Origin of the sequence: Enterobacter cloacae complex sp. AR_0002, from assembly GCF_001922365.1 — a bacterium.
Lineage (GTDB): Bacteria > Pseudomonadota > Gammaproteobacteria > Enterobacterales > Enterobacteriaceae > Enterobacter > Enterobacter hormaechei_C.
On sequence record NZ_CP018814.1, the window covers coordinates 1,974,746 to 1,987,405 of the forward strand.

Genomic DNA, 12,660 nt, shown 5'->3' on the forward strand with positions numbered 1-12,660 from the left:
GTCGGTAGCTATTACGATTAAACTAACCGACTGCTAGTGTTTAGGGTATTTATCAGGAAGCAGGGAGATGCAAAGTGATTCCCTGACTCTGAAAACAGTAGCCCAAATAGTCCTTTCATTCAACAACTTACTGGTAAACAAGAAGTTAGCCTCCGTGAATATAAACGTCGCAGACTTGTTAAATGGGAATTACATCCTGTTATTATTTGTGGTACTGGCGCTGGGCCTTTGTCTGGGTAAATTACGCCTGGGTTCAGTTCAACTTGGTAATTCCATTGGCGTTTTAGTCGTCTCCCTGTTATTAGGTCAACAACATTTCAGTATTAACACGGACGCGCTTAACTTAGGTTTCATGCTGTTTATTTTTTGCGTAGGCGTGGAAGCCGGTCCGAACTTTTTTTCCATTTTCTTCCGAGATGGCAAAAATTACCTGATGCTGGCTCTGGTGATGGTCGGCAGCGCCCTGCTGATTGCGTTAGGGCTGGGCAAGCTGTTTGGCTGGGACATCGGCTTAACGGCCGGTATGCTGGCAGGCTCGATGACCTCCACACCGGTGCTTGTCGGCGCGGGGGATACGCTTCGTCATTCTGGCATGGCCGGCACGCCGCTTTCCTCCGCGCTGGACAACCTGAGTCTGGGCTATGCCCTGACCTATCTGATTGGTCTGGTGAGCCTGATTGTTGGCGCGCGCTATCTGCCAAAACTTCAGCATCAGGATCTCCAGACCAGCGCCCAGACCATCGCCCGCGAGCGCGGCCTGGACACGGACTCCAAACGTAAAGTTTACCTGCCGGTGATCCGCGCCTACCGCGTCGGGCCGGAGCTGGTTGCCTGGACCGACGGGAAAAACCTGCGCGAGCTGGGGATCTACCGTCAGACCGGCTGCTACATCGAACGTATCCGTCGTAACGGCATTCTGGCAAACCCGGACGGTGACGCGGTGCTCCAGATGGGCGATGACATCGCCCTTGTTGGCTACCCGGACGCCCACGCGCGTCTCGATCCGAGCTTCCGCAACGGGAAAGAGGTGTTTGACCGCGACCTGCTGGACATGCGTATTGTCACCGAAGAGATTGTGGTGAAAAACCACAATGCCGTGGGCCGCCGTCTGGCACAGCTGAAGCTGACCGACCACGGTTGTTTCCTCAACCGCGTGATCCGCAGCCAGATTGAAATGCCTATCGACGATAACGTGGTGCTCAATAAAGGCGATGTGTTGCAGGTTAGCGGCGATGCCCGACGTGTTAAAACCGTTGCCGATCGTATCGGCTTTATCTCGATCCACAGCCAGGTGACGGACCTGTTAGCCTTCTGCGCCTTCTTCATTGTCGGCCTGATGATCGGAATGATCACCTTCCAGTTCAGCAACTTTAGCTTCGGCATTGGTAACGCAGCCGGTCTGCTGTTCGCCGGGATCATGCTGGGCTTTCTGCGAGCGAACCATCCCACCTTCGGCTATATCCCTCAGGGTGCGCTGAACATGGTGAAAGAGTTCGGTCTGATGGTCTTTATGGCGGGTGTCGGCTTAAGCGCCGGGAGCGGCATTGGCAACGGCCTGGGCGCGGTCGGCTGGCAAATGTTGGTTTCCGGACTTATCGTCAGCCTGGTACCGGTGGTGATCTGTTTCCTGTTCGGCGCTTACGTGCTGCGCATGAACCGCGCCCTGCTCTTCGGCGCGATGATGGGCGCGCGCACCTGCGCACCGGCGATGGAGATCATCAGCGACACCGCGCGCAGCAACATCCCGGCACTGGGGTATGCGGGCACCTATGCTATCGCTAACGTACTGCTCACGCTGGCAGGTACGCTGATCATCATCATCTGGCCAGGACTCGGATAAGTCTCAAGTTTGCGCGTGGTGAAAATTATTTTCGTTACGCGCAGAACTTTTTTATCAGGGGGCAGTCATAACTAGTGCCACTGCTTTTCTTTGATGTCCCCAATTTGTGGAGCCCATCAACCCCGCCGTTTTGGTTCAAGGTTGATGGGTTTTTTGTTGCCTTAAAAAATAAACCATTAAATTCAATCAGTTACATACATAGCATTGGGTCATTGGCGACATAATGGCGACAGATTTTTTGCATGTCAGATTTGATTCCTCAAAATCGAGCTTTAAAGCTCACCCACCTCTAATTTTTGCAGCTCCGTATGAAAGCACATAGCCGACTATCAACGCCCCAAAACACCCGGCGAATTTCATCCATGTACTTTCAAACCAGAAGAATGATCCCATAGCAAAAAGCACAGCCTGAAAGGAGATAGTTCCCTCACTCGCCACAAACATATATGATTTAATGAATATGACAAAAAACCACGCAGGATCACCCGATGCTACTCCCCATCCAGCTCTTCAAAACCCTCTCCGACGAAACGCGCCTCTCCATCGTCATGCTTCTGCGTGAGGCGGGCGAGTTGTGCGTCTGCGATCTCTGCTCCGCTACCAACGAGCCGCAGCCGAAAGTCTCGCGCCATATGGCCTTACTGCGCGAGGCCGGGCTGGTCATCGATCGTCGTGAGGGTAAATGGATCTACTACCGTCTCTCTCCCAACATGCCCGCGTGGGCGGCAACCGTTATCGATAACAGCTGGAACTGCCTGCGAGAAGAGACACGTATGAAGCTGAAAAACCGCCTCCCGGGCCCTTGCTGACCACGACACATTCACAAAAACAGATATAACGGAGTAAAAGATGTTTCTGGCAGGAGCGATTTTTTTATTCACACTGGTGCTGGTCATCTGGCAACCCAGAGGGCTCAGCATCGGCTGGAGCGCGACCATTGGCGCCGCGCTGGCGCTGATGAGCGGCGTGATCCACATTAACGATATCCCTGTGGTGTGGAATATCGTCTGGAATGCGACGGCCACGTTTATCGCGGTAATCGTTATCAGTTTGCTGCTGGATGAGTCCGGCTTTTTCGAGTGGGCGGCGCTGCACGTTGCTCGCTGGGGAAACGGTCGCGGGCGGTTGCTGTTTACCTGGATCGTGCTGCTGGGTGCGGCCGTGGCGGCGCTGTTCGCCAATGACGGTGCGGCATTGATCCTGACGCCTATCGTTATCGCCATGCTGCTGGCGCTGGGGTTCAGCAAGCAGGCCACGCTGGCGTTCGTGATGGCGGCGGGATTTATCGCCGATACCGCCAGCCTGCCGCTGATTGTATCCAACCTGGTCAACATCGTCTCAGCTGACTTCTTTAAGCTGGGCTTTAGCGAATACGCCTCGGTGATGATCCCGGTTGATATCGCTGCGATTGCCGCAACGCTGGTGATGCTGCATCTGTTCTTCCGAAATGAAATCCCCCCCGAATATGACCTGGCAAAACTCCGCGAGCCTGCTTTGGCCATTCACGACCTGCCAACGTTCAGAACGGGCTGGATCGTGCTGCTGCTACTGCTCGTCGGTTTCTTTGTTCTTGAACCTCTGGGTATCCCGGTCAGCGCTATCGCAACAACTGGCGCGCTGATTTTGTTTGCCGTTGCTAAACGCGGGCACGCCATTAACACCGGAAAAGTGCTGCGCGGCGCGCCGTGGCAAATTGTTATCTTCTCGCTGGGGATGTATCTGGTGGTGTATGGCCTGCGCAACGCCGGGCTGACGGAGTCTCTTTCAGGCGTTCTTGATTACTTAGCCGGGTACGGACTCTGGGTCACCACGCTGGGAACCGGATTTATCACCGCCTTCCTGTCATCCATAATGAACAATATGCCAACGGTGCTGATTGGCGCGCTCTCCATTGAGGGTAGTGCTGCAACAGGGTTGGTTAAAGAGGCGATGATTTACGCTAACGTGATTGGCTGCGATTTGGGGCCGAAAATTACCCCCATCGGGAGCCTGGCTACCCTGCTATGGCTTCATGTGCTGGCACAGAAAAACATGACTATTACCTGGGGCTACTATTTCAGGACGGGCATCATAATGACGCTGCCAGTTCTCTTTGTGACGCTTGCCGCGCTGGCGCTACGTCTCTCCTTCACACTGTAATGAGTAACGGATATGAGCCATATCACTATCTACCACAACCCGGCCTGCGGCACGTCGCGCAATACGCTGGAGATGATCCGCAACAGCGGTACGGAACCCGAAATTATTCTCTATCTTGATAACCCACCGTCGCGTGATGAACTGACCAGGCTGATTGCAGATATGGGGATTTCCATAGGCGATCTGCTGCGCAAAAACGTCGAGCCTTATGAGCAACTGGGCCTTTCACAGGGACATTTCACCGACGACCAGCTTATCGATTTCATGCTGCAATACCCTATTCTGATTAACCGTCCGATTGTGGTGACGCCGCTGGGTACCCGTCTGTGCCGCCCTTCTGAAGCCGTTCTCGACATCCTTCCGGACGCGCAAAAAGGGGCATTTACGAAGGAAGATGGCGAAGTCGTCGTTGACGCCAGCGGGAAAAAAATCTCCTGACATCAGGCGTGGCCGGGGCGAGCGCTATCAGATGGTATCCTCGCCCGCAATCCGCCCCACCATCACCCGGATCTCCTCCCGGGTTAACGGCGACCGGTCGGTTACAAAATGCAGCGTCATTCCCTCGATAAACGCATCCAGCGCACGGGCGGTGGCCGGATCAAACCACTGCTCAAGCGTAGTCTGGCTCATCTTCATCCAGTCCTGCATCACCGTTTTCAGCGCGGCGCTGCGGTGCATAAACGCGTATAACTGATACATCAGCGCCATATTGTGTGGCGTGGTCACGGCTGAACTGTGGATCAGCGTGGTAATGGCCTCGCACGCCCTCTCCCGCCCGGTCACCCCCGCGAAGAAATCCCGGTACTGCTGAGACATCTGCTGCGTAAACCACGTGAAGGCCTCCTCCAGAAGCGACTCCATCCCGTCGAAATAGTAGGTCATCGACCCCAGCGGCACGCCTGCGCAGGTGGCAATTTTGCGGTGCGTGACGGCATGAATACCGTGCTCAGCAATGGTGTCCAGCGTCGCCTGGAGTATCTTCTCGCGGCGGTTAGGGTCGTTCGGTGGTCTGCTCATAAAATCCTCATCCAGTTTGTGTACAAATGTACACAAAGTTGCTAGTGTTGTCGCTATTGTTGTACTTCTGGTGCTGATCCCAATGACGCTAACTTCTCCTCGCAAAGCCCTGCATCTGCGCATGTGGGCGCTGTTTATGTTCTTCTTCATCCCCGGGCTGCTGATGGCTTCCTGGGCAACGCGCACCCCGGCAATCCGCGATACGCTGTCCGTCTCGACGGCGGAGATGGGGATCGTGCTGTTTGGCCTGTCGATTGGCTCGATGAGCGGCATCCTCTGCTCGGCCTGGCTGGTGAAGCGCTTTGGCACGCGCGCGGTGATCCGCACCACCATGTGCTGCGCCGTGGTGGGAATGCTCGGTCTGAGCGTGGCGCTGTGGTTCGCCTCGCCGCTGATGTTTGCCCTTGGGCTGATGGTATTTGGCGGCAGCTTTGGTGCGGCGGAAGTGGCCATTAACGTCGAGGGGGCCGCCGTCGAACAGGCGATGAACAAAACGGTGCTGCCGATGATGCATGGTTTTTACAGCCTCGGCACGCTGGCGGGCGCGGGCGTGGGGATGGCGCTGACGGCGCTGGGCATTGCGGCCAATGTGCACATTTTGCTGGCGGCGCTGGTCTGTATTATCCCGATCCTCACCGGCATCAGGGCTATTCCCGCAGGCACAGGACAACACGCCACGGACGAACAGAAGTCTGCGGAAAAAGGGTTGCCCTTTTATCGTGATTTCCAGCTAATGCTGATTGGCGTGGTGGTGCTGGCGATGGCGTTTGCTGAAGGCTCGGCCAACGACTGGCTACCGTTGCTGATGGTGGACGGGCACGGATTTAGCCCCACCTCCGGCTCGCTGATTTACGCCGGGTTTACGCTCGGCATGACCGTCGGACGCTTTACCGGGGGCTGGTTTATCGACCGTTACAGCCGCGTGGCTGTCGTCCGTGCCAGCGCCCTGCTGGGTGGGCTGGGCATCGCGATGATTATCTTTGTGGATGTGGACTGGATTGCCGGCGTGTCGGTGATCCTGTGGGGACTGGGCGCCTCCCTTGGCTTCCCGCTGACCATTTCCGCTGCCAGCGATACCGGCCCCGACGCGCCGACGCGCGTGAGCGTCGTGGCGACCACGGGCTACCTCGCTTTCCTGGTGGGCCCGCCGCTGCTTGGATTCCTCGGTGAGCACTACGGGTTACGCAGCGCGATGCTGGTGGTATTAGGGTTAGTCATTATTGCCGCCCTGGTGGCGCGAGCGGTGGCAAAACCGGAAGCAGAAACAACGTCAATGGAGAAGGGATATGAGCGTTAAACTGATTGCAGTCGACATGGATGGCTCCTTCCTGAGCGATGCGAAAACCTATAACCGCGCGCGTTTTCTGGCGCAGTACGCGCGCATGAAAGCGCAAGGCATCCGTTTTGTGGTCGCCAGCGGAAACCAGTACTACCAGCTGATCTCATTTTTCCCGGAGATCGCCCATGAAATTGCCTTCGTCGCCGAAAACGGCGGCTGGGTGGTAGATGCGGGCGAAGACGTGTTTAACGGCGAACTGTCGAAAGAGCATTTTCTGACCGTCGCCACCCTGTTAAACGACGTGCCCGGCATTGAGATAATTGCCTGCGGAAAAAACAGCGCCTACACGCTGAAAACGTATAACGACCTCTTCAAAGAGATTGCTGCGAAATACTATCACCGCCTTGAAAGCGTCAGCAGCTTTGACAACCTCAACGATATTTTCTTCAAATTCGGGCTAAACGTCTCTGACGACGAAATTCCGCGCATTCAGGCGCTGCTGCATGAGAAGCTTGGCGACATCATGGTGCCGGTGACCACGGGACACGGCAGTATCGACCTGATTATCCCCGGCGTACACAAAGCTAACGGCCTGCGGATCCTGCAAGCGCGCTGGGGCATTGAGGACAGTGAAGTGGTGGCCTTTGGCGACAGCGGTAACGACGTGGAGATGTTGCGCCAGGCTGGGTTTGGCTTCGCGATGGCCAATGCCAGACCGCACATTAAGGCGGTGGCCCGCTATGAAGCGCCGAACAATAATGACGAAGGGGTGCTGGACGTAATTGATAGGGTGCTGGACGGGGAGGCGCCGTTTAATTGATTCCGTGCGCTCTGGTGCCCTCATCCTAACCCTCTCCCACAGGGCTGAGGGTTCCCCACAAAATAATGCCTGCACAGACGGCCCCCTCTCCCTTGAGGGAGAGGGCTGGGGTGAGGGGGAACATACGGCTCTGGTGGTCATTCCGTTCACTTTATGTTCCTTGCTACTCTGTCACGACATGACCGGTGAACGTGCCAGGGTGGCTCAGTCGCCACCACCCTGGCGACCCGGGCTTCCGGCGGAAAATCGCCGCTTCGAGGTGCCTTCGGCTTATTCCTTCCGGCTTATCGGGGACGGGCGGAGGTAACATCCCTGTAAAGCCCGCCCTCTCGGCGCATCCCTGCGCCTCGCCCCGGCCTACAGGAAACGCCTCAGCGATTTACAGCCGGACCGAGGCATCGCTGAAAGCCCTCAGTTATTCTGAGGCAACGTTATCGCTTTTGCTTTCAAATTACTGGGGATCCCTCAGCCCACAGGGAGAGGGAACTGTCCCGAGCTCGCCCAGGGGGGAGAGGGGATAAGGATTACGGTTGCAGGGCGTTTCCGACGCGTTTGTCTTTCAGGAATACCACCATCAGGGCAATCCACAGCACGCCGTTGGCGAGGTTGAACAGGCTGAACAGCCCGTTACCGCCGAAAGCATAAGCATGCTTGCTCACCTCAATTCCGACGGTGAAAATCAGCATTTGCAGCATCCCCATCGCGGCAGAGACCGTGCCTTTACTCATTTCACTGGCGAACAGCGTCAGGCGTACCAGACCGGCATTCGCCACGCCGATACCAAACGCGTAAATGCTCAGCCCCGCAGTCATCCACAGGTACGCATGAGACGAGGCTACGGTCGCCACCGCCGCGATAATCAGCCCTGCCGCTATGGGCCAACCGCCCATAATAATCAGCGAACGCACGGTACGGCGTGACGTCAGACGCGCCAGCACCAGGTTACCGATAATCAGCGCGCCAAAAATCGGCACCTGTAACAGGCCATACTCATAGCTGCTAAGCTGTTCGCCGCTGATGATAATGACCGGCGACTGGGCAATCCACGCCAGCAGCGGCAGGCTGACAAAGCCCGTCGCCAGCGCGCCCGCGACAAAACGGCCGTTTTTCAGCACCGCCTTATAATCACGCCCCAGCTCTTTAAGCGAGAGCTTTTCGCCCAGGCGGGTGGCGGTCTCCGGCATCGCACGGTGCAGACCAAAGAAAGAGATGGCCGCAAGCGCGGCAAAGAGCACGAACATCCCTTCCCACGGCGCGACGTGGACCCATGCGGCTCCCACCAGCGGCCCCAGAAGCGGTGCAATCAGCGCCACGTTCGCCATCAGCGCGGTAATTTTGATACATACCGCCTCCTCAAACGACTCCTGAATAGCGGCGTAGCCCACGGCACCAATAAAGCACAGGCTCACGCCCTGAAGGAAACGCAGCAACGTAAACTGCTCAATGTTCTGCGCCAGCAGCGTGGCGAGACAGGTGACGATAAACCATACCACGCCCGTCAGCATCACCGGGCGGCGGCCAATACGATCCGACAGCGGCCCTAAAAGCCACTGTAAAAACATGCCGCCCGCGAGATAGGCGGTCATCGATGTAGGTACCCACTCAATACCTGCGTTGTACTGCTCAACCACAGCCAGCATGCCTGGCTGGATCATGTCGTTGCCGATGTAGGTAGAGAATTCGTAAAGCACCAGACACAGAGGAAAAAGTAACGCCTGACGACCCAGACGATTACCGGAAGAAGAACGGTTTATCATGCAATCTCTTTAATATGAAAAAATCGCGATGAGTGTAATGAATTGCCGCTGTCTGAGATAGCAAATTAACGTGAAAAAACAGAAATAAGGCACTTATCGTTGTTGTTTAAGGTTTCCTTAAGTTGCCCTCCTTATGATAGTGCTATTTCACGTTATTGACCGAAACTATGACACACGCCGTCAGCCCTTCAGAATTATCTAAGTTACCGACAAATAAGACAAAACGCCTTTACCGTTTGCCTGCCCGCTTTTATGGTTATCAGCTTTTCGTGCTGATCGTCCTTGCGCTGCTTTTTACCTGGCTTTCGCGCGATGAATCGCTTGACCGATGGATCACCGGCTTTTGGTATGACGCGGCGACGCATCATTTCCCGCTACAGCAAAATCCGCTGCTGGATCTGCTCAACCATCGGCTGGCGAAATATGTGGCCATTGCCCTGGCCGTCATCGCGCTGGTTTACGGGACTTACAGACGCAATGCCCGGCTGGTGACGGCCGCGCTTCTGATGGGTCTGGGCGCGCTCGTTGTAGGAGCCCTGAAAAGCATGAGCCACCACAGCTGTCCGTGGGATCTGGTGGAGTATGGCGGCAAAGCCGTCTCGTATCCCCTGTTCAGCGCGATTCCGGCAGACAGCGGACCGGGACGCTGCTTTCCCGGCGGCCACGCCTCAAGCGGGTTTATGGTGATGGGGCTGTTTTTTGCCTTCTGGCGTGAACGTCCACGCCTGGCCTGGACCTTTGTCGCGTTGGGCGGTGTTATGGGGCTGCTGATGGGATTCGGGCAGGTCATGCGCGGCGCGCATTTTTTCTCTCACAACCTGTGGGCCGGGTGGTGGGTCTGGTTTTCCCAGGTGCTGGTTTACGGGCTGGTTTCCGCCTGGTTTGCTAAAGAGTAACGAGATTATGTTAGAAAATCTGAACTACGAACTGTTTTACCTGCTCAACGCCACGCCGTCGTCACCGGAATGGATGATCGATCTCGCCACCTTCATTGCGAAAGATGTGATCAGCATTGTACCGGCGCTGGCGGTGATCCTCTGGTTATGGGGACCTCGTACACAGGTCACCGCCCAGCGCCATCTGGTGATCAAAATGGCGATGGCGATCGGCGTCAGCGTGCTGGCAAGCTACGTGCTGGGCCACGCCTTCCCACACGATCGTCCGTTTGTCGATCGCGTCGGCTACAACTTCCTGCACCATGCGCCGGACGACTCGTTCCCGAGCGATCACGGCACGGTGATCTTCACCTTTGCGCTGGCCTTCCTGTTCTGGCATCGCCTGTGGTCCGGCGTAGTGCTGATGGGCGTGGCGGTCACCATCGCCTGGTCCCGCGTCTACCTGGGCGTGCACTGGCCGCTGGATATGGTCGGCGGTTTCCTGGTGGGACTGATGGGCTGCATCAGCGCAGCCATCCTGTGGAGCCTCTTTGGTCCGGCGCTTTATCGTGGATTATCACAGGCCTATCGCGTTCTGTTTGCCCTTCCGATCCGCAAAGGCTGGATACGTGACTAACCCCGGTCCGTCAGGTTACACTTGAGCCCCCGCCCTGCGGGGGCTCACTTTTTTAGCCCGAGGATCTATGGAAACACGTCGCGATGACCGCATTGCTCAGCTGCTCCAGGCGCTGAAGCGCAGCGATAAGCTGCATCTTAAGGAAGCCGCTACCCTGCTTGGCGTGTCTGAAATGACCATTCGTCGCGATCTGAACAGCGACAGCGCCCCCGTTGTGCTGCTTGGCGGGTATATTGTTCTGGAGCCGCGTAGCGCCAGCCATTATCTGTTAAGCGATCAAAAAACACGCCTGGTGGAGGAGAAGCGCAAAGCCGCGCGGCTCGCCGCCTCGCTGGTGCAGCCGCATCAAACGCTTTTTTTTGACTGCGGTACGACAACCCCGTGGATCATCGAGGCCATCGACAGCACCGTTCCCTTTACCGCCGTCTGTTATTCGCTAAACACCTTCCTGGCCTTGCAGGAGAAACCGGCGTGCCGGGTGATTTTGTGTGGCGGCGAATTTCATGCCAGCAACGCCATTTTCAAACCGCTGAATAATCAGGACACGCTGAGCAATGTATGCCCGGATATCGCCTTTTACTCTGCGGCGGGCGTGAATGTGAAACAGGGGGCAACCTGTTTTAATCTTGAAGAGTTACCGGTGAAACAGTGGGCGCTCAACGCCGCACAGCAGCATGTGCTGGTGGTTGATCACAGTAAATTTGGCAAGGTCCGTCCGGCAAGGATGGGAGAGCTGTCGCGCTTTGACGCCATCGTCAGTGATTGCCGCCCGGATGACGAGCTGGTGGCATACGCGAAAGCGCAGCAGGTGAAGTTGATGTATTGAGGTTATGCCGGGTAAGGCGAAGCCGCCACCCGGCAAAAACTTAGCTGAACCAGCTGCCAAACCAGCCGTGGAATTTCATTAACACAAAGTCCCATATCCGGCTGAAGAAGCCGCCCTCTTCCACCGCTTCCATTACCACCAGCGGACGCTGCTCAATGGATTTGCCGTTAAGCTGGAAATCTATCGTCCCGACCACCTGGCCTTTTTTTAACGGCGCGGTCAGCTGTGGCTCGGTCAGGGTATAGCTGGCTTTCAGGTTTTTCAGCTGGCCGCGTGGAATGGTGACGGACCCCGCTTCACCTGCCCCCAGGTTTACTTCACTTTTATCACCAAACCAGACGCGCTGGCTGACGAAGGTGGCGTCCGGCTTAATCGGCGTGACGGTTTCAAAGAAGCGGAAACCCCAGGTCAGCAGTTTTTCTGACTCGTTAAAACGAATGCGGTCGGTTTTCGTGCCCAGCACCACCGAGATCAGGCGCATATCGCCCTGCGTCGCAGAAGCCACCAGGTTGTATCCGGCCCCGGCAGTTGTACCGGTTTTCATGCCGTCCACGTTAACGTTACTGCTCCAGAGCAGGCGGTTACGGTTAGGCTGGCGAATATTATTGAAGGTAAACTCTTTCTCTTTATGGATGGCGTACTCATCCGGAACGTCATGGATCAGCGCTTTGCCCAGCAGCGCCATATCGCGCGCGGTACTGAACTGACCCGGCGCATCCAGGCCGTGAACGGTTTTAAAGGTGGTATTGGTCAGACCCAGTTTTTTCGCGTAGCCATTCATCAGCCCAATAAACGAGTCCTGACTGCCCGCGACGTAATCGGCCAGCGCAATACAGGCATCATTTCCCGACTGAATAATGACCCCTTTATTCAGATCGGAAACGGAGACCTGATCACCGGGCTTCAGGAACATCACGGACGAGCCGCGCAGCGCCGGGTTACCGGTCGCCCAGGCATCTTTCCCGACGGTGACCATGTCATTCAGCTTGATCTTGCCTGCTTTTAACGCCTGGCCGACCACATAGCTGGTCATAATTTTCGTCAGGCTCGCCGGGTCGAGTTTTTCGTCGGCGTTACCTTCCGCCAGCACTTTCCCGTTGGCGTAATCCATCAGGATCCAGGCGCGCGCATCAACAGGCGGCGCTTCGGGCGCTGTCTGTTCCGCCGCATGAAGCGTTGGGGCAAAAAGGAAAAGCAGCGCCGAGCCTGCCGCCAGGCTGCGCAGAGAAGAAGTTTTTTGCGTCATAAATGCCACCCGAGTGTCCATTCTAAAAATCACGTCACAATCACCGTGTCGCAAGAAGCGATGAGTAATAGCGCACTACAGCCTTCAAAGAAACCTGTTCCAGGTAAAGTTTTTAAAGTTTATGCAATAACATTCAGATACGCTTTGATTGCGGCGTTTTTTTTAGCATCTGTTGCGTAATTGTTAGGTTTATCTCACCATGGCGAAAAGCTGACTCGGATTCA

Annotated in this window: 12 protein-coding genes; 9 read left to right on the top strand and 3 right to left on the bottom strand. The window is 56.1% G+C overall.

Annotation, left to right across the window (positions count from 1 at the left end):
• Positions 1-154: 154 nt before the first annotated feature.
• The 4 genes from AM329_RS09755 (at position 155) to arsC (ending at position 4,417) form a co-directional block, all read left to right on the top strand.
• Positions 155-1,840, top strand: a complete 1,686-nt coding sequence (locus AM329_RS09755; protein WP_032610193.1) for an aspartate:alanine antiporter — start codon at positions 155-157, stop codon at positions 1,838-1,840.
• Positions 1,841-2,328: 488 nt separating this feature from the next.
• Positions 2,329-2,649, top strand: coding sequence for a metalloregulator ArsR/SmtB family transcription factor (locus AM329_RS09765; protein ID WP_032608929.1), 321 nt, complete (start codon positions 2,329-2,331; stop codon positions 2,647-2,649).
• Between the two features lie 40 nt (positions 2,650-2,689).
• The gene (locus AM329_RS09770; RefSeq protein ID WP_032608928.1) at positions 2,690-3,979 is read left to right on the top strand and encodes an arsenic transporter; all 1,290 of its coding nucleotides are present in this window, start codon (positions 2,690-2,692) and stop codon (positions 3,977-3,979) included.
• A gap of 12 nt (positions 3,980-3,991) precedes the next feature.
• Positions 3,992-4,417 carry a glutaredoxin-dependent arsenate reductase gene (arsC, locus tag AM329_RS09775; protein ID WP_032608927.1) on the top strand — a complete coding sequence of 142 codons (426 nt, stop codon included), beginning with the start codon at positions 3,992-3,994 and terminating at the stop codon, positions 4,415-4,417.
• Positions 4,418-4,444: 27 nt separating this feature from the next.
• On the opposite strand, the gene AM329_RS09780 is transcribed toward arsC, so the two are convergent.
• Positions 4,445-4,996 (bottom strand): TetR/AcrR family transcriptional regulator, encoded by a 552-nt coding sequence (locus tag AM329_RS09780; protein WP_032608926.1) that lies wholly within the window; start codon positions 4,994-4,996, stop codon positions 4,445-4,447.
• Between the two features lie 82 nt (positions 4,997-5,078).
• Between AM329_RS09780 and AM329_RS09785 the strand changes: the two genes are divergently transcribed.
• Together AM329_RS09785 and AM329_RS09790 are read left to right on the top strand one after the other, a co-directional pair.
• A complete protein-coding gene (locus tag AM329_RS09785) occupies positions 5,079-6,293 on the top strand; it encodes an MFS transporter (RefSeq protein ID WP_022650682.1) in 1,215 nt (404 codons plus the stop codon).
• A complete protein-coding gene (locus tag AM329_RS09790) occupies positions 6,283-7,095 on the top strand; it encodes a Cof-type HAD-IIB family hydrolase (RefSeq protein WP_022650681.1) in 813 nt (270 codons plus the stop codon). Before AM329_RS09785 ends, AM329_RS09790 begins: the two co-directional genes overlap by 11 nt.
• A gap of 524 nt (positions 7,096-7,619) precedes the next feature.
• Here the strand turns inward: AM329_RS09790 and AM329_RS09795 are convergent.
• Positions 7,620-8,852 (bottom strand): MFS transporter, encoded by a 1,233-nt coding sequence (locus tag AM329_RS09795; RefSeq protein ID WP_032608925.1) that lies wholly within the window; start codon positions 8,850-8,852, stop codon positions 7,620-7,622.
• Positions 8,853-9,019: 167 nt separating this feature from the next.
• On the opposite strand from AM329_RS09795, the gene AM329_RS09800 reads away from it, so the two are divergent.
• The 3 genes from AM329_RS09800 to deoR all read left to right on the top strand — a co-directional run bounded on the left by AM329_RS09800 (position 9,020) and on the right by deoR (position 11,190).
• Positions 9,020-9,748 (top strand): phosphatase PAP2 family protein, encoded by a 729-nt coding sequence (locus AM329_RS09800; RefSeq protein ID WP_032608924.1) that lies wholly within the window; start codon positions 9,020-9,022, stop codon positions 9,746-9,748.
• Positions 9,749-9,755: 7 nt separating this feature from the next.
• On the top strand, positions 9,756-10,364 hold the full coding sequence (ybjG, locus tag AM329_RS09805) for an undecaprenyl-diphosphate phosphatase (protein WP_032608923.1): 609 nt from the start codon (positions 9,756-9,758) through the stop codon (positions 10,362-10,364).
• 67 nt (positions 10,365-10,431) lie between these two features.
• A complete protein-coding gene (gene deoR, locus AM329_RS09810) occupies positions 10,432-11,190 on the top strand; it encodes a DNA-binding transcriptional repressor DeoR (RefSeq protein ID WP_032608922.1) in 759 nt (252 codons plus the stop codon).
• A gap of 40 nt (positions 11,191-11,230) precedes the next feature.
• Here deoR and dacC read toward each other — a convergent pair whose 3' ends face one another.
• Positions 11,231-12,436 (bottom strand): serine-type D-Ala-D-Ala carboxypeptidase, encoded by a 1,206-nt coding sequence (dacC, locus tag AM329_RS09815; RefSeq protein WP_032610192.1) that lies wholly within the window; start codon positions 12,434-12,436, stop codon positions 11,231-11,233.
• Positions 12,437-12,660 lie beyond the last annotated feature (224 nt).

What these genes read in the sequence shown, in the direction of transcription:
- AM329_RS09795 (WP_032608925.1), bottom strand. Translation starts at nt 8,852, where the DNA reads ATGATAAACCGTTCTTCTTCCGGTAATCGTCTGGGTCGTCAGGCGTTA.
- AM329_RS09780 (WP_032608926.1), bottom strand. Translation starts at nt 4,996, where the DNA reads ATGAGCAGACCACCGAACGACCCTAACCGCCGCGAGAAGATACTCCAG.
- AM329_RS09790 (WP_022650681.1), top strand. Translation starts at nt 6,283, where the DNA reads ATGAGCGTTAAACTGATTGCAGTCGACATGGATGGCTCCTTCCTGAGC.
- deoR (WP_032608922.1), top strand. Translation starts at nt 10,432, where the DNA reads ATGGAAACACGTCGCGATGACCGCATTGCTCAGCTGCTCCAGGCGCTG.
- AM329_RS09770 (WP_032608928.1), top strand. Translation starts at nt 2,690, where the DNA reads ATGTTTCTGGCAGGAGCGATTTTTTTATTCACACTGGTGCTGGTCATC.
- AM329_RS09785 (WP_022650682.1), top strand. Translation starts at nt 5,079, where the DNA reads ATGACGCTAACTTCTCCTCGCAAAGCCCTGCATCTGCGCATGTGGGCG.
- dacC (WP_032610192.1), bottom strand. Translation starts at nt 12,436, where the DNA reads ATGACGCAAAAAACTTCTTCTCTGCGCAGCCTGGCGGCAGGCTCGGCG.
- arsC (WP_032608927.1), top strand. Translation starts at nt 3,992, where the DNA reads ATGAGCCATATCACTATCTACCACAACCCGGCCTGCGGCACGTCGCGC.
- ybjG (WP_032608923.1), top strand. Translation starts at nt 9,756, where the DNA reads ATGTTAGAAAATCTGAACTACGAACTGTTTTACCTGCTCAACGCCACG.
- AM329_RS09800 (WP_032608924.1), top strand. Translation starts at nt 9,020, where the DNA reads ATGACACACGCCGTCAGCCCTTCAGAATTATCTAAGTTACCGACAAAT.
- AM329_RS09765 (WP_032608929.1), top strand. Translation starts at nt 2,329, where the DNA reads ATGCTACTCCCCATCCAGCTCTTCAAAACCCTCTCCGACGAAACGCGC.